18 protein-coding genes are annotated in these 19,413 nt (G+C 62.8%); 7 read left to right on the top strand and 11 right to left on the bottom strand.

Going from position 1 to position 19,413, the window contains the following annotated elements; translation table 11 throughout:
- Positions 1-380: 380 nt before the first annotated feature.
- A complete protein-coding gene (locus PspR32_RS21635; RefSeq protein WP_010220681.1) occupies positions 381-1,157 on the bottom strand; it encodes an enoyl-CoA hydratase in 777 nt (258 codons plus the stop codon).
- A 27-nt stretch (positions 1,158-1,184) separates the two neighbouring features.
- Positions 1,185-1,637: a universal stress protein gene (locus tag PspR32_RS21630; RefSeq protein WP_010220682.1), complete on the bottom strand. Its 453-nt coding sequence runs from the start codon at positions 1,635-1,637 to the stop codon at positions 1,185-1,187.
- A 171-nt stretch (positions 1,638-1,808) separates the two neighbouring features.
- Between PspR32_RS21630 and PspR32_RS21625 the strand changes: the two genes are divergently transcribed.
- From PspR32_RS21625 to PspR32_RS21605, 5 genes are all read left to right on the top strand, one after another.
- Positions 1,809-2,714 carry a LysR family transcriptional regulator gene (locus PspR32_RS21625; protein WP_010220683.1) on the top strand — a complete coding sequence of 302 codons (906 nt, stop codon included), beginning with the start codon at positions 1,809-1,811 and terminating at the stop codon, positions 2,712-2,714.
- 208 nt (positions 2,715-2,922) lie between these two features.
- On the top strand, positions 2,923-4,482 hold the full coding sequence (locus PspR32_RS21620; protein ID WP_010220684.1) for an MFS transporter: 1,560 nt from the start codon (positions 2,923-2,925) through the stop codon (positions 4,480-4,482).
- Positions 4,483-4,508: 26 nt separating this feature from the next.
- Positions 4,509-5,585, top strand: coding sequence for an HlyD family secretion protein (locus PspR32_RS21615; protein WP_026001173.1), 1,077 nt, complete (start codon positions 4,509-4,511; stop codon positions 5,583-5,585).
- A complete protein-coding gene (locus PspR32_RS21610) occupies positions 5,582-7,048 on the top strand; it encodes an efflux transporter outer membrane subunit (RefSeq protein WP_036996834.1) in 1,467 nt (488 codons plus the stop codon). Before PspR32_RS21615 ends, PspR32_RS21610 begins: the two co-directional genes overlap by 4 nt.
- Positions 7,049-7,150: 102 nt before the next feature.
- Positions 7,151-7,945, top strand: a complete 795-nt coding sequence (locus PspR32_RS21605) for an SDR family NAD(P)-dependent oxidoreductase (protein ID WP_010220688.1) — start codon at positions 7,151-7,153, stop codon at positions 7,943-7,945.
- A gap of 42 nt (positions 7,946-7,987) precedes the next feature.
- Here PspR32_RS21605 and PspR32_RS21600 read toward each other — a convergent pair whose 3' ends face one another.
- The 4 genes from PspR32_RS21600 to PspR32_RS21585 form a co-directional block, all read right to left on the bottom strand.
- The gene (locus PspR32_RS21600; protein WP_159389141.1) at positions 7,988-9,679 is read right to left on the bottom strand and encodes an alpha-keto acid decarboxylase family protein; all 1,692 of its coding nucleotides are present in this window, start codon (positions 9,677-9,679) and stop codon (positions 7,988-7,990) included.
- Positions 9,680-9,726: 47 nt separating this feature from the next.
- Positions 9,727-11,040 (bottom strand): phenylacetate--CoA ligase PaaK, encoded by a 1,314-nt coding sequence (paaK, locus tag PspR32_RS21595; RefSeq protein WP_010220690.1) that lies wholly within the window; start codon positions 11,038-11,040, stop codon positions 9,727-9,729.
- A gap of 189 nt (positions 11,041-11,229) precedes the next feature.
- On the bottom strand, positions 11,230-12,372 hold the full coding sequence (locus PspR32_RS21590; RefSeq protein ID WP_159389140.1) for an acyl-CoA dehydrogenase family protein: 1,143 nt from the start codon (positions 12,370-12,372) through the stop codon (positions 11,230-11,232).
- Between the two features lie 72 nt (positions 12,373-12,444).
- A complete protein-coding gene (locus tag PspR32_RS21585) occupies positions 12,445-12,858 on the bottom strand; it encodes an acyl-CoA thioesterase (RefSeq protein WP_010220692.1) in 414 nt (137 codons plus the stop codon).
- 496 nt (positions 12,859-13,354) lie between these two features.
- Here PspR32_RS21585 and PspR32_RS21580 point away from each other — a divergent pair, with 496 nt between their 5' ends.
- Entirely contained in the window at positions 13,355-14,095 is a 741-nt protein-coding gene (locus tag PspR32_RS21580; RefSeq protein WP_010220694.1) for an SDR family NAD(P)-dependent oxidoreductase, read from the top strand.
- 41 nt (positions 14,096-14,136) lie between these two features.
- A complete protein-coding gene (locus tag PspR32_RS21575) occupies positions 14,137-15,051 on the top strand; it encodes an HpcH/HpaI aldolase/citrate lyase family protein (RefSeq protein ID WP_159389139.1) in 915 nt (304 codons plus the stop codon).
- On the opposite strand, the gene PspR32_RS21570 is transcribed toward PspR32_RS21575, so the two are convergent.
- From PspR32_RS21570 to PspR32_RS21550, 5 genes are all read right to left on the bottom strand, one after another.
- Positions 15,031-15,723, bottom strand: a complete 693-nt coding sequence (locus PspR32_RS21570; RefSeq protein WP_145959290.1) for a TetR/AcrR family transcriptional regulator — start codon at positions 15,721-15,723, stop codon at positions 15,031-15,033. The genes PspR32_RS21575 and PspR32_RS21570 overlap by 21 nt on opposite strands.
- Positions 15,724-16,020: 297 nt before the next feature.
- A complete protein-coding gene (locus tag PspR32_RS21565) occupies positions 16,021-16,845 on the bottom strand; it encodes an SDR family oxidoreductase (protein ID WP_159389138.1) in 825 nt (274 codons plus the stop codon).
- Between the two features lie 33 nt (positions 16,846-16,878).
- Positions 16,879-17,229: a thioredoxin domain-containing protein gene (locus PspR32_RS21560; RefSeq protein WP_159389137.1), complete on the bottom strand. Its 351-nt coding sequence runs from the start codon at positions 17,227-17,229 to the stop codon at positions 16,879-16,881.
- 85 nt (positions 17,230-17,314) lie between these two features.
- Positions 17,315-17,779 (bottom strand): hypothetical protein, encoded by a 465-nt coding sequence (locus PspR32_RS21555; protein ID WP_010220699.1) that lies wholly within the window; start codon positions 17,777-17,779, stop codon positions 17,315-17,317.
- Between the two features lie 150 nt (positions 17,780-17,929).
- Positions 17,930-19,381: a mannose-1-phosphate guanylyltransferase/mannose-6-phosphate isomerase gene (locus tag PspR32_RS21550; protein ID WP_010220700.1), complete on the bottom strand. Its 1,452-nt coding sequence runs from the start codon at positions 19,379-19,381 to the stop codon at positions 17,930-17,932.
- Positions 19,382-19,413: the final 32 nt, after the last annotated feature.

Here is a 19,413-nt window from a genome sequence, read left to right as displayed (position 1 = left end):
TAATTCCAGGCGCCGCCAAAAGCGACTTCAGGAGGCTGAGCGAAGGTGCCTGTAGGGGCAGTGCGCAGCACCTTCGGCGTTAGCCGAAGACGCGAGACGTAGACTTGGCGTAGCAAGTCGTAGGCCGCGATGCCCCGGAGGGCGCCGTAGCGAAGGGACCCGAAGCGCAGCGTAGGGCCGTATGCAGGAGCAAGCGGTTTTGCCTACTTTTCCCAAGAGAAAAGTAGGACGCCGTAAGGGCGGAAGGGGCCGGCAGCGGCGCCACAGCGAATGGATAAGCTCGCAGCCCGAACAACCCAACCCAACCCAACCCAACCCAACCCAACCCAACCCAACCCAAGGATCCCTAGCCCCCCAGGATTCCGTGAAGAACCAATTTCTTAGCGATGCATGAACTGCGGCGCGCGTTTCTCGGCAAACGCCGCCATGCCTTCCTTCTGGTCCTCGATGGCGAAGGTGGAGTGGAACAAACGCCGCTCCTGGCGCACGCCTTCGCTCAGGGTGGTCTCGAAGGCGCGGTTGACCGCTTCCTTGGCCATCATGCTGACCGGGCCAGAGTAGCTGGCAATCCGCGCCGCAGCCTGCAGGGCTTCGTCGAGCAGGGCCTGATCGCTGACCCGGCGGCTGACCAGCCCGCAGCGCTCGGCTTCTTCAGCATCCATGGTGCGGCCGGTGAGGACCATGTCCATGGTCTTGGCCTTGCCGATCGAGCGGGCCAGGCGCTGGCTGCCACCGGCGCCGGGGATGGTGCCGATCTTGATTTCCGGCTGGCCGAAGCGGGCGCTGTCGGCAGCGATGATCATGTCGCACATCAGCGCCAGTTCGCAGCCACCACCCAGTGCGTAACCGGCCACTGCGGCGATGCTGGGCTTGCGAAAGCTCGCCAGGCGCTCCCAGTCCACGGTCACGAAATCGCTGGTGTAGACATCCATGTAGCTGCGATCACGCATCGCCTTGATGTCAGCGCCGGCGGCAAACACGGTGTCGCCACCGGTCAGTACCAGGGCGCGGACGCTACGGTCCTGCTCAAGGTGGTCAAGCACACCGGCCAGCTCCGCGGCCAGTTCGCAGCACAACGAGTTGAGCACCTCGGGACGGTTGAGGCGGATCAGGGCCACAGCGCCGATCTGTTCCAGTTGCAGGTAGTCGAGTTTCATCCGTGCGATCTCGGTAAAGGGGAAGGGTCAGACGTGGCGGGCATCGACCAGCACCGGGCAGCCGGCCTTGTCGATGACCTTGCTGCTGATCGAAGGGTCGAGCATGCGGTCCAGGCGCGACAGGTGGCGATGGCCCATGACGATCAGGTCGCTTTCCAGGCGCTTGGCCTCGGCGACGATGGTCGATACCGGGTCACCGTTGACCAGGTTGCCTTCGGTCTGGAAGCCGCGGGTGCGCAGGTAGTCCACGGCTTGCTGCATGGTCATGTCGGCCATTTGCTGTTCATGGCTGGCGGCCGGGTATTCACTTTGGTCGAAGGCGCTGATGCGTCTGTTCTCCTCGGCCAGGGCGTAGGCCACGTCGACCGCCAGCAGCACATGCAACTGATGGCGCGCGGGTTCGCAGAAGCGGCTGACGGTTTCGAGGATGCCGCGGCTGCGCGCAGAGCCATCAATGGCGATCAGTACCGAGCTGTACATGGTGACGGGACCCATTCTGAATACAAAGAGCAGGCATTCTTGAAAAAGCGTGCGGCCGGGTAAATGGTGCGCGGTGCAATGACTAGTTGCGCAGAATGCAAGGGCTGGAAAACCTGCAGAAACTGGTAAGATTGCAGCGGATTCACTGAAATACATGAATGGATGCTTACCATGCACTTTCCGGATATGAACTTGCTGGTTGCGCTGGATGCGCTGCTCGATGAAGGCAGTGTGGTCGGTGCGGCTCGTCGCATGAACCTCAGCCCGGCGGCCATGAGCCGCACCCTGACGCGAATTCGCCATGCCGTCGGCGACCCGATTCTGGTCCGCGCCGGCCGCGGCCTGGTACCGACCCCCAAGGCCATGGCCCTGCGCACCCAGGTGCGCAGCGTGGTCGAACAGGCCGGGCAGGTGTTCAGCTCCAGTGACGAGGTTGACCTGCTGACCCTGGAGCGCTCGTTCAACCTGCGCGCCAACGATGTGTTTATCGCGCCGTTCGCGGCCCCCTTGCTGGAAACCATGCGCCAGCAGGCGCCGCGTACCGTGCTGCGTTTTGTCCCGGAAGGCGAGGGCGGTGACGAGGACGACAGCCTGCGCGATGGGCGCCTGGACCTGTACATCAGCGCCACGCGCAACCTCGGCCCGGAAATCAAGGTACAAAGCCTGTTTGCCACCACCTTCGTGGGCCTGGCGCGGGTCGACCACCCGATCTTCAACGATGAGATCACCCCGGAGCGCTTCGCCGCCTTCGAACAGATCAGCGTCTCACGCCGCGGTCGCGCCACCGGGCCGATCGACTCAGCGCTGGCGGGGATGGGCCTGAGCCGGCGGGTGGCGTTGATTACCCCGAGTTTTCACTCGGCGATGTTCTCCCTGCCCGAGTCCGACCTGCTGCTGCCCCTGCCCCAGCACGTGCTGCTCAGTGTTGCCCGTCTGGGCCTGCCGCTACGTTCGTTCCGCATCCCCATGGCGCTGGAATCGGTGACCATCATGCAGGCCTGGCACCCGCGCTATGACAACGATCCTGCCCATCGCTGGCTGCGCCAGACGCTCAAGGAGTGTTGCAGTAAAGCCTGAGTGTTAACGTCAAGATTGACGCTTTTGAGCGCTTATATATACCTGATCGTATAGTTGCGTCTCATGCAGCATAAAGCTGCGAATATGTCAGTTTTCGTCAGTAATCGGCCTCCATAGACTTGCCGGGTACCTCAATTACCCGGAGTTCTGAAGCCATGCGCCTGTACCTGTTTTACCGTGCCCCTGCGCCCGTTCCCGGGGGCAGGCCATGAGTTCGCTGGAGGCCCTGGCCACCCCGGGTGCGGCCGTCGTCGCCGCACCGGCACCTGCCCCGGCCAAGCCTGCGGCACCGGCGGCATTCGGCCCGCGCATCGTCATCGGCCTGCTCGGTGTGCTGCTGGCGGTACTCTGCGCCGGCCTCAACGAGATGGTCACGAAAATGGCCCTGGCCGATATTCGTGGTGGCATGCACATCGGGTCTGACGAAGGTTCATGGCTGGTCGCCTTGTACTCGGCGACCTCGGTCTCGGCCATGGCTTTCGCGCCCTGGTGCTCGGTGACCTTCTCCCTGCGGCGTTTCACCCTCTGCGCGATTGGCGCCTTCGCCCTGCTCGGTTTGCTCTGCCCGTTTGCGCCCAACCAGGAAACCCTGATGCTGCTGCGCACCCTGCAGGGCTTTGCCGGTGGGGCCTTGCCGCCGATGCTGATGAGCGTGGCGCTGCGTTTCCTGCCCCCTGGCATCAAACTCTATGGCCTGGCCGGCTACGCCTTGACGGCCACCTTCGGGCCGAGCCTGGGGCTGCCGCTGGCGGGCTTGTGGACCGAGTACGTCGGTTGGCAGTGGGCGTTCTGGCAGATCATCCTGCCGTCGTTGCTGGCCATGGCTTGCGTGGCCTGGGGGTTGCCGCAAGACCCGCTGCGCCTGGAGCGCTTCAAGCAGTTTGACTGGCGCGGTTTGCTGCTGGGCCTGCCGGCCATTTGCTCGATTGTCATCGGCCTGAGCCAGGGCGATCGCATGGGCTGGTTCAACTCGCCGTTGATCTGCTGGTTGCTGGGCGGCGGCCTGGCACTGTTGGTGCTGTTCATGATCAACGAATGGTCGCACCCGCTGCCGTTCTTCAAATTGCAGATGCTCAGCAACCGCAACCTCACCCATGCCCTGGTCACCCTCGGCGGGGTGCTGGTAGTGCTTTCGGCGGTGATCATCATTCCGTCCAGCTTCCTCGCCCAGATCCAGGGCTACCGGCCGGTGCAGACGGGCCCGGTGATGTTGCTGGTGGCGTTGCCGCAGTTGCTGGCCCTGCCGCTGACCGCAGCGCTGTGCAACATCCGCGCGGTGGACTGCCGCTGGGTTCTGGCCATTGGCCTGGGCATGCTGGCGGTGTCGTGCTTTGGCGGCACGATGATTACCTCGCAGTGGATTCGCGACAACTTCTACGTGCTGCAACTGTTCCAGATCTTCGGTCAGCCGATGGCGGTGATCCCGCTGCTGATGCTCGCCACTGGCGGCATGACCCCGCAAGACGGCCCGTTCGCTTCGGCCTGGTTCAACACCGTCAAGGGCCTGGCCTCGGTGGTCGCCGCCGGGGTGCTGGAGGCGCTGACCACGGTACGCCGGCATTTTCACTCGAACATGCTGGTGGACAACCTGGGCAATTCACCCCTGGCCGATGCCAGTGCACCGGGCCTGGCCAAGCGTATCCATGAACAGGCCGTGGTGCTGACCTCGGCCGACCTCTACCTGTGCATGGCGCTGCTGGCGCTGGCGTTGATCCTGCTGATTCCTTTTGTGCCCACCCGGATCTATCCACCCCGTGCGGTGGCATAGCGTTCCTGCTGAGAGAGATAGTCGTAATGACCCTAAGTAAAAACCATAAATTGGCCTTGATTGCAGCGGCGGTGCTCATCGTCGGCGGCATAGCCTTTACTGCCTTGCCCTCGATCTTCGGTTCGGGCGGCGTGCAATCGACCAACGATGCCTATGTCTCGGCCGACTACACCGTGGTCGCGCCGAAAGTCTCGGGTTTTATCACCCGGGTGCTGGTCGAGGACAACCAGCGGGTCAAGGCCGGGCAGACCCTGGCACTGATCGATGACCGCGATTTTCAGGCGGCCCTGGCGGCGGCCGAAGCGCAGTTGCTGATGTCCAAGGCCCAGGCGCAGAACGCCAGGGCGACCCTGGAACGTCAGGCATCGCTGATTTCCCAGGCGCAGGCAACGGTGGCAGCCGACGAAGCGGAACTTGCCTTCGCCAACCATGAACTGACCCGCCACAGCCGCCTGGCCGAGCAGGGCGCGGGCACCGTGCAGAACGCCCAGCAGGCGCGCAGCCGGGTCGACCAGGCGCGCGCGCGCCTGGCCAACTCCAGCGCGGCGCTGGCGGCGGCGCGCAAGCAGATCGATATCCTCACCGCCCAGGTCGATGCTGCCCAGGGTGGCCTCAAGCATGCCGAGGCGGCGCTGGAGCGCGCCCGCCTGGACCTGTCCTACACCACGATCGTCGCGCCCATCGACGGCATGGTCGGCGAGCGTGCGGTGCGCGTGGGGGCTTACGTCAACCCGGGGGCGCGGATGCTCTCGGTGGTGCCGCTGGAGCGTGCCTATGTGATCGGCAACTTCCAGGAAACCCAATTGACCCACGTGCTGCCTGGGCAAATCGTCGAGGTGAGCGTTGATACCTTTGCCGGTGAACGCCTGCGCGGTCGCGTGCAAAGTGTCGCCCCGGCCACCGGCCTGACCTTCGCGGCGGTCAAGCCGGACAACGCCACCGGTAACTTCACCAAGGTGGTGCAGCGTATTCCGGTGAAGATCGTCTTCGATGCCGACCAGCCGTTGCTGGAGCGTTTGCGGGTCGGCATGTCGGTCGTGGCCAGGATCGACACCCAGAGCAAGGCCAAGGCCGAGGCGGGTAACGAGGTCAGTGTTCGATGAGACTTGCATACACGGCTTCGCCCCTCGTGCTTGGCGCTACGCTGACCTTGAGCGCCTGCACCGTCGGCCCGGACTTCGAGGCGCCGAAAAGCACCGCGCCCTCGGCATGGCCTGCGCTGCAGGAAAAACCGGCCCCCAGCCAGCCGCAGAGCGCGCCCCTGGAGGCGCGCTGGTGGGAAACCTTCGACGACCGCCAGCTGTCGGCGTTGATCCAGCGCGCGGTGGAGCGCAACCTCGATCTGCAGATTGCCACCTCGCGGCTGATGCAAAGCCGTGCGGTGCGCATGAGCATCGCGTCCGACAAGTACCCGGCGGTGGACCTCGATGGCGGCTACAGCCGCACTCGCAACAGTGCCGAAGGCCTCGCTGACCCGTCCGGCAAGGGCGGCAAGTCAGCCTTCAACCTCTGGCAGGGGGATTTCACCGCGTCCTGGGAACTGGACCTGTGGGGCCGCGTGCGCCGTGAGGTGGAGGCCGCGGACGCCAGCGTCGAAGTGGCCGAAAACGATCGCCAGGGTGTGCTCTTGTCGTTGCTGGCCGAAACCGCCCGTGACTACATCCAGTTGCGCGCAGTGCAGAACACCCTGGCGGTGGTGCGCGAGAACCTGGATGTCTCCCGGCATAGCCTGCGCCTGTCGCAGATGCGTTTGAACGATGGCGTGGCGACCAACCTCGATGTCGCCCAGGCCGCCGCCCAGGTGGCCTCGATCGAGGCGCGGCTACCGACTCTGGAAGAGCGTCAGGCGCAACTGATCAACGCCCTGAGCCTGCTGGTTGCCGAGCCGCCGCGCAGCCTGCAGAACGAACTGCTCACGCCGGTCGAGTTGCCGCGCACGGTACAACGCTTTGCCATGGGCGTGCCGTCTGAACTGGCCGAGCGCCGCCCGGACATCCGTCAGGCCCAGGCGCAGTTGCACGCCGCCACGGCCAGCATCGGCGTGGCCAAGGCCAACTTCTACCCGAGCATTCGCTTGTCCGGCAGCGCCGGCTTTCAGTCGCTGCAGCTCTCGGACTTCGGTAACTGGAGTTCCCGCCGCTTTGCGATCGGCCCGCAATTGAGCTTGCCGATTTTTGAAGGCGGGCGCCTCAAGGGCGTGCTCAAGCTGCGCGAGGCGCAACAGCAGGAAGCGGCGTTGCAGTACCAGCAGGTGGTGTTGCGTGCCTGGCACGAGATCGATGATGTGCTTCGCTTGTACAACGCCAGTCAATTGCGTCGCGACCTGCTCGATGAAGCGGTGCGCCAGAGCCGGGTGGCCCTGGAAACCGCGCAGCGCCAGTACGTGGAGGGCGCGGTGGACTTTCTCAACGTCTTGACCGTGCAGGGCACGCTGCTGGCCAACCAGGAGCAGTGGGTAGAAAGCAGTGCCGCGACCTCGCTGGCGATGGTCGGGTTGTACAAATCCCTGGGCGGTGGCTGGCAATCTTTTGCGCCTTCGCTCCAGGCCGCTGCCGAACTCGACTGATGGCAGCGGTCAAACAGCCATGAAGCCGTGGCCAACAGCCTTCAACGCTGTTGGCGGCGTGCTGTTTGTGGGCTCTCATTTCATCCATATAAGGACGCAGGTATGAATATTTCCTTGCACGGCAAACGTGCGATCGTCAGCGGCTCCACGGCCGGTATCGGCTTTGCCATTGCCTTCGGGCTGGCAGAGGCAGGCGCTGAAGTAGTGATCAACGGGCGCAGCAAGGCACGGGTGACCCGCGCCATCGAACAGATCCAGCGCAAGCTGCCGGGCGCGCGGGTAACCGGCGTGACGGCTGACCTGGGGACTGCCGAAGGGGCCGAGACGCTGTTTGCCAAAGTACCGGATACCGACATTCTGGTGAACAACCTGGGGATCTTCGAACCCAAGGGCTTCTTTGACATCACTGACGACGACTGGCGGCGCTTCTTTGAAGTCAACGTGATGAGCGCAGTGCGCCTGTCGCGTCACTACGCCCCGGCCATGGCCGAGCGTGAGTGGGGGCGGGTGTTGTTCCTGTCGAGCGAATCGGCGTTGCAGATCCCGACCGAGATGGTTCACTACGGCACCACCAAGACGGCCTTGCTGGCGATATCCCGCGGCCTGGCGGAAACCCTGGCCGGGACCGGCGTAACCGTCAACGCGGTACTGCCGGGGCCGACTCGCTCCGAAGGCGTCGGTGGTTTCTTCAGCCAGATGGCCGAAGAGCAGGGTGTGCCCGCCGAGGAGCTGGAAGCCAGCTTCATCGCCGAGCATCGTTCCAGTTCGATCATCAAACGCTTGGCGACGGTCGAGGAGGTTGCCAGCCTGGTGGTCTACCTGGCGTCGCGTCAGGCCAGCGCCACGACGGGTGCGGCAATGCGTGTGGATGGCGGGGTGGTACGCTCGATTGCCTGATCACCTGCGGCCTGGGCGACGATGGTCGCCCAGGCCCGGGTTTCAGCTGGCGATTGCTGGCTGGCTGAGCGGTTGCAGGCCGTAGTCGAACTCGGCAAACAGACGGGCAAAGCGCTTGAGCGACTCCGGTGCGTCCATGCGTTCCATCACCACTTCAATGAACACCAGGGTGTCAGCGCCTTCGGCCTCGACCAGCGCGGCCTCCAGCTGGTCTTCGGTGTGCACGGTGAAATGCCGTGAGCGATCGCGGGTATCGAGCACCTGTGGCAGTTGCGCATAGCGCCACGGGTTGATGTCGTTGTAGCTGGAATTCTCGCCGAGGATCAGCCGCTCGATGGTGTAGCCATCGTTGTTGATCAGGAAGATCACCGGCTTGAGTTGGTGGGCGAGGATGGTCGACAGCTCCTGCACGGTCATCTGCAACGAACCGTCGCCAATGAACAGCATTTGCCGCCGCTCGGGCTGTGCCAGCAGGCTGCCGAGCAGGGCCGGCAGGGTGTAGCCGATCGAGCCCCAGATCGGCTGGGTGATGTAGGTCACGCCGCTGGGCATGCGCAGGCCATTGAGCCCCGCCGATGACGTGCCGCTTTCGGCAATGATCAGTTCGTCACCCTTGATCAGGTGGGCTATGCGCTGCCAGAAGCGCAACTGGCTGAGCGGTTGCTCGGGCAAGGCGCGCACCGCTGGCGGGGCGCTGAACGGTGGAATCTGCCGCGGCGTGGCCCGTAGCGTTGGTGGTTGCTGAACGAGCTTTTCCAGCACCTGGCGCATGCTCACCGCGTTGTAGTGCACTTTGCCCAGCGAGGCGGCGTAAGGCTGCAACTGGATCAGGGCGCCATCCTTGAACTTCTGCGAGAACAGCGCGGTGCTGGTGTCGGTGAAGCGGGCGCCGATACTGATCACGCAGTCCGCCTGCTCGATGGCTTCACGCACGCTTGGCGCCGAGCCCGCACCGGCATAGGTACCGAGAAACAGCGGGTGCGATTCCGGCAGCATGGCCTTGGCTGGCGGCAGGTTGGCAAAGGGCAGCTCAAGGCGCTCGATCAGCTCGAGTACCTGCGCGGTCAGACCAAAACGTTCGACGTCGATGTCCACCAGCAACACCGGGTTGCTGGCACTGGCCAGACGCTGGTGCAGTTGCGTGACCACGTTGAGCAACTGGCCCGGCTCGCTGCGGGTTTCGCTCAACTGCAGCGGCGTTTGGGGCACTTCGATGTGCAGGCAGGCCAGATCCGACGGCAGTTGCAGGTAGACCGGCCGGCGCTCGCGGAAACAGGTCTGCAGCACCCGGTCGATTTCCTGGGCGGCGTTTTCCACGGTGATGCGTGCCTGGGCCACGGTGAACTGGCGCAGGGTGACCATGATGTTGTCGTAGTTGCCGTCGCACAGGGTGTGGTGCATCAGGGCGCGGTCGATAATCGCGTGCAAGGGCGGCATGCCGGAAATCATGATGACCGGGACCCGCTCGGCATAGGCGCCGGCAATGCCGTTGAGGGCGCTCAGGTCGCCCACCCCGTAGGTCGTCAGTACCGCGCCAAAGCCCTGGGTGCGGGCGTAGCCGTCGGCGGCATAGGCGGCGTTGAGTTCGTTGCAGTTACCGATGAAGCGCAGTTGCGGCAGGGCTTCGACCTGTTCGAGCAGGGTCAGGTTGTAGTCGCCGGGCACGCCGAACAGATGGCGGATGCCGAATTCCTGCAGGCGACGCAGGAGAAAATCGCCAATGGTCATATCCATGATGGGGTCAACCTCGTGAGTCCTTTGAGGGGGCGGGCAGCAGGCTTTTAGCGTTTGCCGCGCAGATCGATGACTTTTCCGGCCTTGCCTTCAGAGCGCTTGAGGGTGTTGCACGGCTGCAGGACGATGCGCGTGCTGATGCCCACATGCACCTTGATCTGGTGGCTGAGGTGCTGGCAGGCGGCAAGCTGTTCCTCGGTGCTCAGGCGGCTGTGCTCAGGGCGCATTTCGACCTGGACGGTCAGCGAGTCGAGGTTGCCCTCGCGGCTGACGTGCAGCTCATGCACGGGGCTGAAGATGAACAGGTTCAGCAGCTGTTCCTCGATCTGGCTGGGGAACACATTGACCCCGCGAATGATCAGCATGTCGTCGCTGCGGCCGGTAATCTTGTCCAGCCGGCGCATGGCCCGGCCATTCCCTGGCAGCAGGCGGGTGAGGTCACGGGTGCGGTAGCGCACCATCGGCAGCGCTTCCTTGCTCAGGGTGGTCAGTACCAGCTCGCCGAACTGGCCGTCGGGCAGCACTTCGCCGGTTTGCGGGTCGATGATTTCCGGGTAGAAATGGTCTTCCCAGAGGGTCGGCCCATCCTTGGTGTCCAGGTGTTCCATGGCCACGCCCGGGCCCATGACTTCCGACAGGCCATAGATGTCCAGGGCCTGGATTCCCAGGCGTTGCTCCAGCTCGGTGCGCATCTGCTGGCCCCAGGGCTCGGCACCGAAGATCCCGACCCGCAGCGACAGCTCATGAGGGTTGATGCCCTGGCGCTCGATTTCCTCGGCGATGTTGAGCATGTAGGAGGGGGTGACCATGATGATGTCTGGCTGGAAGTCCTTGAGCAGTTGCACCTGGCGTGCGGTCTGGCCGCCTGACATCGGGATCACCGTGCAGCCGAGTTTCTCGGCGCCGTAGTGGGCCCCCAGGCCCCCGGTAAACAGGCCGTAGCCATAGGCGATGTGGATTCGGTCGCCGCGCTTGCCGCCAGCGGCACGGATCGAACGGGCCACCAACGAGGACCAGACGTCGATGTCGTTGCGGGTGTAGCCAACCACGGTCGGTTTGCCGGTGGTGCCGCTGGAGGCATGCAGGCGTGACACCTGGTCCATGGGCACGGCGAACAGGCCGAAGGGGTAATGCTCGCGCAGTTCGGCCTTGCTGGTCAGCGGGAAGCGGGACAGGTCTTCCAGGCTCTCCAGGTCATAGGGGTGCACGTCCCGGGCATGGAACTGCTCGCGGTACCAGGGCACGTTGTTGTAAGCGTGCGCCAGGCTCTGACGCAGGCGCAGCAACTGATGCGCGCGCAGTTCATCGAGGCTGGCATGTTCGAAGCGGTCGTCGACGGGCTGGGCAAAGGCAGCAGGCATCTGGGCGACGGGGGTTCTGTGCAGGGGTATCGATTTGGTTGGCATCCGATCTGCTCTCTTCATGGATGGACGGAATAAAAGGCAGGCAGAATCCCGCCGCCGTGCCACGCCTGGCAGGACCGTACGGGCCTGGCCGGCGTGGTGGCAGGGGTTGCGAAAAAAGGCTTGCGGGCTGCTGGCTCGACCGCTTCAGGCGGCCTGTGTCAGGCGTAGCAGCTGGTTGAAGATGTTTTTCTGGTGCATTTCTTCGGTGCCGCCGACGCTGGCGAACCCCAACGCATCCTTGACCAGGTTGGCGATGTCGCCTTCGTGGTAACCCAGGCTGCCATACAGCTTGAGCAGGCTGATGGCGCTGTTGATGAAGTCCTGGGCCGCGCCGAGCTTGGCGATCGAGCAGCTCATCAACGCCTGTGGATGGTCGTTGAGCAGCTGATCCAGCGCGGCATAAACCATCCAGCGGTTGCGCTCCATGCCCATGGCCAGGTCCACCAGGCGCTTCTGCACATACTGGTGGTTGTCGATAGCGCTGTTGAAGCTTTCGCGCTGCGCCGCGTACTGCATGGCCTCGGTCAGGAACGGAGTCGGCAGGTTGGCGGCCACCAGGCCGTAGTACAGGCGCCCCAGGGAAATGATCTTGATCAGCTGCTGCAGCCCGCGACCAGGCTGACCGAGCACCTGGGACGCCGGGATGGCCAGGTTGTCGAAATACAGCGGGCCGGTGGGCAGGTGCTTGTTGCCCAGCTTGTCGTCAGGCTCGCCGCGGGTCAGGCCCGGGGTGTCCTTGTCGATCATGACCAGGGCAATGTTGGCTTTGGCGTCAGTGTCCAGCTTGGTCACGATCAGCATGAAATCGGCCACTGGTGCGTGGGCGATATTGAACTTGCTGCCGTTCAGGCGATATCCGTCGGTGACCGGCGTCAGCAGGCTGTGGATGCTGCGCACATCGGTACCGGTACCGGGTTCGGCAATGCCGGTGGCACTCAGTGCACCGTTGAGGATCGCGGTCAGGTAGCGGTCTTTCTGCTCGTCGCTGCCGTACAGCATCAGCGCGCGAACCATGCCGGCCTGAGCGATCACCGAGAGCAACAGCTCCGGCGTGCGGATCGAAGAGGCCAGGCCTTCGAGGGCGGCGGTAAAGCCCCACCAGTCCTCGCCCAGGCCGCCATGGCTGGCCGGAATCACCAATTGCCACAGGCCGGCGTCGCACAGGCGTTGCCAACCGTAATGATCGAAACCGGGCGCTGCGGTTTTGCGGGCGGTGGCCAGCTCGGCACCGATTTCCCGATATTTCACCAGCAACTCATGTTGCTGCGGAGTCCAGGAGAGTTTCATTGCTAGGTTACCTTTGCAGTCTGTTCGCCGGCCGCAAGGCGCCCGGCGAAACCGTCATCCTTGAGCAGCTGCTCAGCCTTCCTGGAACGCCAGGACCTGATCCTTGAATGCTTGCGGTACAGGGATGGTGGACTGTTTGTCGTAGTCGAACATGACGTGGTAGGACTTGGCCTTGGCGACCACTTCCTTGCTGTCGTCCTGACGGCGCATGGTGTGCTCGATTTCAAAGCTCTTGGTGCCGAACTTCACGACTTCGCTGGTGACCACCAGGGTTTCGCCATACATGGCTTGCTTGATGTAGTCGCACTCACTGCGAACCATGATGTGCGGCAGCTTTTCGCTCTTTGGCAGTTTCAGCAGATCGTGCATGTAGCAGAGGTAGGCGTGCTGCATGTAGTCATAATAAATCGGGCTGCTGACATGACCCATCGAGTCGGTGTCGCGGTATTTGATTTCAATGACGGTGTCAAAACCCTTGTTGCTCATCGTGAACGTCCTTTTATTGATTTGTGGGGCTGAAGATTGCAAGAAAGTTGAAACATCGTTGAGCGGGTAGTTGTCACTTTTAACAACGTTTCAATTTGTTTCTTATCCTAGGCAAGTTGCCGTGCTATGGCTACTCGCATTCAAATAACCGAGTGCGGCGCTGCGTGATTGCTCAGGTTGAGCTCAGGAAATACGCGGGCTTGCTGGGTTTTAAATGGACGTTATGGTTCGTTATGAGACGCTGCGTCGATTTGTCGCGATGAAAATAAAATGGATTTGCAAGTTGCTCGCATTTCGTCGGCGATAACGAGTCTGGGTATCGGATATTTAACAATTTTGTTAAATGCGAGTTAAACCTGGCAGCGGCTCGGCTTTGCCCCGTTATTATCGGGGGGCGGTAAGCGAGTAGTTGTTGTCTCAACATTCTTTTAGCATGTCGGACAGGCGTGGACTGGTAATGAAAGGTTCACGGTTTGCCTCAAGGAGTGCAGTTGATATGTTGGAACAAACCAAGGTTGCCGTGGTGACCGGCGCGGCCAGCGGGATCGGCGCGGCAACTGCCCGGCAACTGGCTGACGAGGGCTATCGGGTCGCGTGTCTGGACCTCGATGAGCGCGGGTTGGCGGCGACGTTGGCGGCGCTTGGCCCGCAGCATCGCAGCTTCACCCTGGACTTGTGTGACGAGCAGGCAGTGGCGGCAACGTTTACCGAGATTGAACACTGGCAGGGGCGGGTGGACGTACTGGCCACCTGCGCCGGTGTCGTTGATACCGCGCCTTTCGAGCAGTTGAGCGTTGCGCGCTTGCGTCAGTTGCTGGATATCAACCTGATCGCGACCTTCAGTGTGGTGCAGCAGTCGGTTCGCCTCATGGCGCGTGGCGGACGCATTTGCACGGTGGCCAGTGTCGCCGGCATTCGCGGTGGCGGGTTGGCCGGCACACTGGGGTATGCCACCAGCAAGGGCGCGGTCATCACCCTCAGCAAAGGCCTGGCGCGTGAGCTCGGGCCGCGCGGCATCAACGTCAACTGCGTCGCCCCGGCAGTGATCCGCACGCCGATGCTCGACGACACCACCCGTGATGCCGGCAAGCTTGAACAACTGCATGGCATGACGGCCCTGCGCCGCGAAGGCAGCGCCGAGGAAGCGGCCGAAGTGATCTGCTGGTTGCTGTCGGGCAAGGCTTCTTTCGTCAGTGGCACCACCATCGCCGTCGATGGCGGCCTGGCGATGCTCTAGTTGTTTAGTTGTTTTCCATTCTCTTAGTACAGGACGTCATCATGGCTGTTTCCAAGGATAATCCGCTGGCGCTTTGCCGCACCTTCTTCTTCATCCCGGGGGCCGATCAAGCGGCACTGCTCGATGCGCTCAATGGCGGCGGCGATGTGCTGGTCCAGGAGCTGGAGGATTTCACCCCGCCATCCCGCCGCGCCGAAGCGCGGGCCTTGTCGGTGAGCATCATGCAGCACTGGCGCGAATGCGGGCGGATCAGCTCGGTGCGCATCAACCCGTTCGAAACCTGTGGCTACGAAGACCTTGAAGCGGTCATGGCCGCGCGTCCGCAAGTGGTCATGATGTCCAAGGTCGAGGCCTGCGAGCAGATGATCGAGCTGGACAAGCAGATCACTCGCCTGGAAGCGCAGTATGCGATCGAAGCCGGATCGACCTTGATCGTGCCGAATATCGAAACCGCCCTGGGCGTGGTCCGGGCCATCGAGATCGCCCACTCCAGCCCGCGGATCAAGGCAATGCTGGTCGCCACCGAAGACATGGTTGCCGACCTGGGGGCCGGGCGCAGTCGTGCCGGTACCGAACTCTACTATCCGCGTTCGCGGTTTTTGCTCGAATGTGCGGCCGCAGGGGTGCTGGCCATCGACTCGCCTTACACCTTTGCCGATGACGCCGGTGCCGAGGCAGACATGCAATTTGCCCGATCAATCGGGTACCAGGCCAAAGGCGTGGTCAATCCGGCCCATGTGGCCGTTGCCAACCGCTACCTGACGCCGACGGCGGCAGAGGCCGACCTGGCACGGCGGCAGATCGATGCGTTCGAACAAGCGGCCAGTACCGGCAGTGTGCGCGCCGAAGTCGATGGCCTGGTGGTGGAAGTGCCTAGTTACCTGCAATCACGGCGTTTGCTGGAACGCTACCAGCAATTGCAGCGGGTACAGGCTTCACGCGGCGGGAATGCGTGAATGGGCCAGGGCACTGTTGCTGCTGTCGAGCAGGTACGGGCGCCGGGTGAAGGCCGGGTTGGGGCTTGAGCACAGCAGCCCGGTCACCGAGCAACTGATGGCCTGCTCGATTTCCACCTGGCTGATCTGTGGCGCATCAAGGATGTAGGCCTTGACCATCGAGGTGATCATCTGCGCCGTCAGCCAGGCGGCCGACTGCAGGTTGGAGTGGGCCAACTGGTGGCTCCAGCGTTGCAGCAGGCACTCGATCGACTGGGAGATGCGCGCTTTGTACTGATGCTCGCTGGATTCGTTGCTGAGGAAGGCGAAATCCTTGTCGAGCAGACGATGCAGCTCCGGTTCCTGCAGGTGCAACTGCAGCAGGGCGCGCACCAGCAGCTTGATGTGCGCCTGCAGGTCGGCCACTTCGTACTGGCCGGCGACATCGAGGATTACCCGGTTCACCGACTGCGCGTGGCGTTCGTAGAGGGCGGCAATCAGCGCGTCCTTGTTCGGGAAGTACTGGTACACCGAGCCGACACTAACCCCGGCGCGCTGCGCCACCAGGTTGGTGTTGGTACCGGCGTAACCGTGCTTGACCACGACGGTGGCGGTAGTCTTGAGGATGGTCTCGACCATCATCCTCGAGCGGGCTTGTGTGGGTATCTTGCGCGGAAGTTGAGCTTGTTTCACGAATGACTCCAGAATTTACCTGATCGCATTTGTGAGAAAGACTGCCAGCCAGACCACGGGGCTCCGATCCTGGAGGTTTTTCCCTGAATGTCTTTGAACCGGCAGTGTTCTCTGCCCGCAAATGGGGCATGCAGGCCCTAACTCAAGGGCGTGCAAGGACACAGAGGGCTGGCCAGCCGTTCAAATACGGTAGGGATTCTTCGCCTTGGCGAGGCTTTGGAAAATGCTCTAGCGTGCAATTTATAGTTAGCGATAGGGTCAGCTATCGCAGGCGTTCACCCCCGAAAACCGGGAAGATCACAGCATCCGGTTCAGACCGAAACGTTTTTTCAGGACCTTTTGCAGCATACCGTTGGGCAGCCAGCTGGCCAGTAACGGCAATGCCCGGCTGCCATTGCCCAGGCGCACCAGCGTCGGCGTCGGGCTTTTCTGCACGGCATCGAGCACGCCTTTGGCGAATGTGGCGGCCGGTGTCGGGTTGTCCTGGGAGGCCCGGGCGCGGGCGCGGATGCCTTCGCGCAGCGGCCACCAGGGCGAGGTTTCGTCGAGTAATTGCTCGGCCTCGCGCCCGGCGTTACTGGCGAACTGCGAGGCAATTGCGCCTGGCTGCACTTCCATGACCCGTACAGCAAACGGTGCCAGCTCCAGGCGCAGGGTTTCGCTCAGCGCGTGGACTGCGGCCTTGGAAGCGCAATAGGCGCCGGCGAACGGGGTCACCAGAACCCCGGAGACGCTGCCAATGTTCACCACCAGGCCCCGATTGCGTCGCAGTAAGGCAAACAGTGCAGCGGTGACGCCCACCGGGGCGAAGACATTGGTCTCGAATTGCCGGCGCATCGCCTCGACGCCGCCGTCGAGCAGTGGGCCCATGGCACCGTAACCGGCGTTGTTGATCAGCACATCGAGGCCATTGCCGCGTTGCTCAAGCTCGTTTGCCAGTTGGCTCAATGCCGCTGGATCATTGACGTCCAGCTGGCGGGCGGTGAAACCCGAGGCTGCCAGGCGCTGAACATCTTCAGCCTTGCGCGCCGTGGCCCAGACGTCGAAGCCCGCGTTGTTGAAAGCTTCGGCCAGGGCCAGGCCGATACCGCTGGAGCAACCGGTGATCAAGACGCTTGGCATAAGTTGCTGTCCTTGAGCAGTGGGGGTACTGGATCATACTTCAGCGATCAATGTTTTCAGCGCATTTTCCAACTGTTCGGTGCAGATGCCGGTCCACAGCTGGCGCTGGCTTGCAGTGTCATACAGCAGTTGAGTGGGCACATGGGTAACCTGCAGGTCGCAGGACAATGCCTGAAAGGCGGCGAAGGTCAGTTGATAGAACTGAACGCGGTCCCGATAGCCGTTGTTGGCCAGGGTAGTCACATTGCGTTTGGCGTCGGCGCATGCCGGACAGGTGTCCGAATACACCAGGATCACCACCGGCTTGGCCAGGGACCGATGGTTATTGATACGTTCGAAGAGCCGCTTGAATTCGTCCTGAACCGCTGGCGATGTATCGACCATGACCTTACTCCGCTAGGCAGTGAAGTCTGCAGCGATATTCAACAGGGTTTTGCCGCTGGGGTAACCTGGCAAAAATACCAGGTGCTCAGTCGGCGAAGCTGCCTTGCAGGTGCTCGGCGCGGTAGTCGACGCTCTGTGGCCGGTAGCCGGAGCGCAGCGGTGGCAACGGCAGGCACTCTTGCCAGCTGGCGCCAGGTTGCAGCTCGCCCGGGCCGCGGTAGCGCGGTGCAGCATAGGTGTTTTCGGCAAGGTTGACGGTATCGCCCGGGGCATAGGCGGCGACCCGCCAGCGCAGTTCCAGCAAAGGCACCGAGTTGCCGTTGTTGATGTGCACTTGCAGCGGGCGATCGGCCGGGCACTGCTCGGGGGCGTAGGTCAGGCGCAGTTCCAGGCGGGCCAACTGGTTGGCTTCGCGGTTGTCTAGCCACACCACCCACAACGCCACCAGCCCCAGGCCGAGCAATGCTGCCAGGGAAATCGGCAGGGCCTTGGCCGGGTAGCGCAGCAGCAGGACCAGCCAGGTGAGGATCAGCAGGGCACCGATGAACATGGAATGAACCTTGTGTGCGGGGTGCTTTCATCCTAACCGTAAATCGGGTGGGCCTCAAAAAGCTTCGCCGGCAAGGCCGGCTCCCACAGGGATTGTGAATACAGATCCAGTGTGGGAGCCGGCCTTGCCGGCGATGGGCAGGCTACGGGGTTACTGCGCGATGGTCTTGATCGAGATCCCGCGCTCGATCGGCGTCGAGCGCCCGTAGACATCTTCAAAGCGCTCGATATCGTCCTCGCCCAGGTAACTGCCGGACTGCACTTCGATGATCTCCAACGGGATCTTGCCCGGGTTGCGCAGGCGGTGCACCGAAGCGATCGGGATGTAGGTGGACTGGTTCTCGGTGAGCAGGAACACGTTCTCGTCGCAGGTCACCTCGGCGGTGCCGGACACCACGATCCAGTGCTCGGCACGGTGGTGGTGCATTTGCAGCGACAGGCTGGCGCCGGGCTTGACGGTGATGTGCTTGACCTGGAAGCGCCCGCCCATGTCCACCGAGTCGTACGAGCCCCACGGCCGGAACACCTCGCAGTGGTTCTGGGTTTCACTGCGGCCCTGTTCGTTGAGGGTGTTGACCAGTTGCTTGACGCCCTGAACCTTGTCCTTGTGGGCAATCATCATGGCGTCCTTGGTCTCGACCACGACGATGTTCTCAAGGCCGATCACCGACACCAGCTTGCCGTTGCCGTGGATCATGCAGTTACGGCTGTCCTGGACCACCACGTCGCCCTTGGTGACGTTGCCGTTGTGGTCTTTTTCGTGCACATCCCACAGCGACGACCAGCAGCCGACATCGCTCCAGCCGGCCGACAGCGGCACCACGCAGGCACGCCGGGTCTTCTCCATCACTGCGTAGTCGATGGAGTTGTCCGGGCAGCAGGCGAAGGTGGCTTCGTCGATGTTCAGGTTGTCGCCGTCTTGCGTGCTGCGCTCCAGGGTCAGCAGGCAGGTGTCGTAGATGTCGGCATCGTGCTTTTTCAGCTCTTCGAGGAAGCGGCTGGCGCGGAACAGGAACATGCCGCTGTTCCAGAAGTAACCGCCGGCGCGGACGAATTCGGCCGCGCGCTTTTCGTCCGGCTTCTCGACGAACTGCGCCACCCGGCTGACGCCTTCGGGCAGCAGCGCATCCTGGCTCGACTTGATGTAGCCGTAGCCGGTTTCCGGTTTGCTCGCCGGGACTCCGAACAGCACCATCTCGCCGCGCTCGGCGGCCACGGTGGCCAGGGCCAAGGCGCGTTGCAGGGCTTTCTGGTCATCGATCACATGGTCGGCCGGAAGCACCAGCATCAGCTCGTCACGGCCTTCGTTGACCAGCTTCATCGCGGTCAGGGCTACCGCTGGCGCGGTGTTGCGGCCGAAGGGCTCCATGAGGATGCCCTGGGTTTCGAGTTTCAGGTTGTGCAGTTGCTCGCTGACGATGAACTTGTGGTCCTTGTTGCAGACCACGATGGGCGCGTCCATGCCGTCGAACACCAGGCGCTCGATCGTCTGCTGGAACAAGGTGTGTTCACCGGTCAGGGCCAGGAACTGCTTGGGGAATTGCTTGCGCGACAGGGGCCACAGACGCGAGCCGCTACCACCGGACAGAATGACTGGAATCATGAGTGTTCTCCAAAAATTGAAATAGGCAGGTG

Source organism: Pseudomonas sp. R32 (genome assembly GCF_009866705.1).
In the GTDB taxonomy this organism is placed as follows: Bacteria; Pseudomonadota; Gammaproteobacteria; order Pseudomonadales; family Pseudomonadaceae; genus Aquipseudomonas; species Aquipseudomonas donghuensis.
The sequence above is the reverse complement of the archived record's forward strand: the minus strand, read 5'-3'. Positions and strand labels throughout refer to the sequence as shown.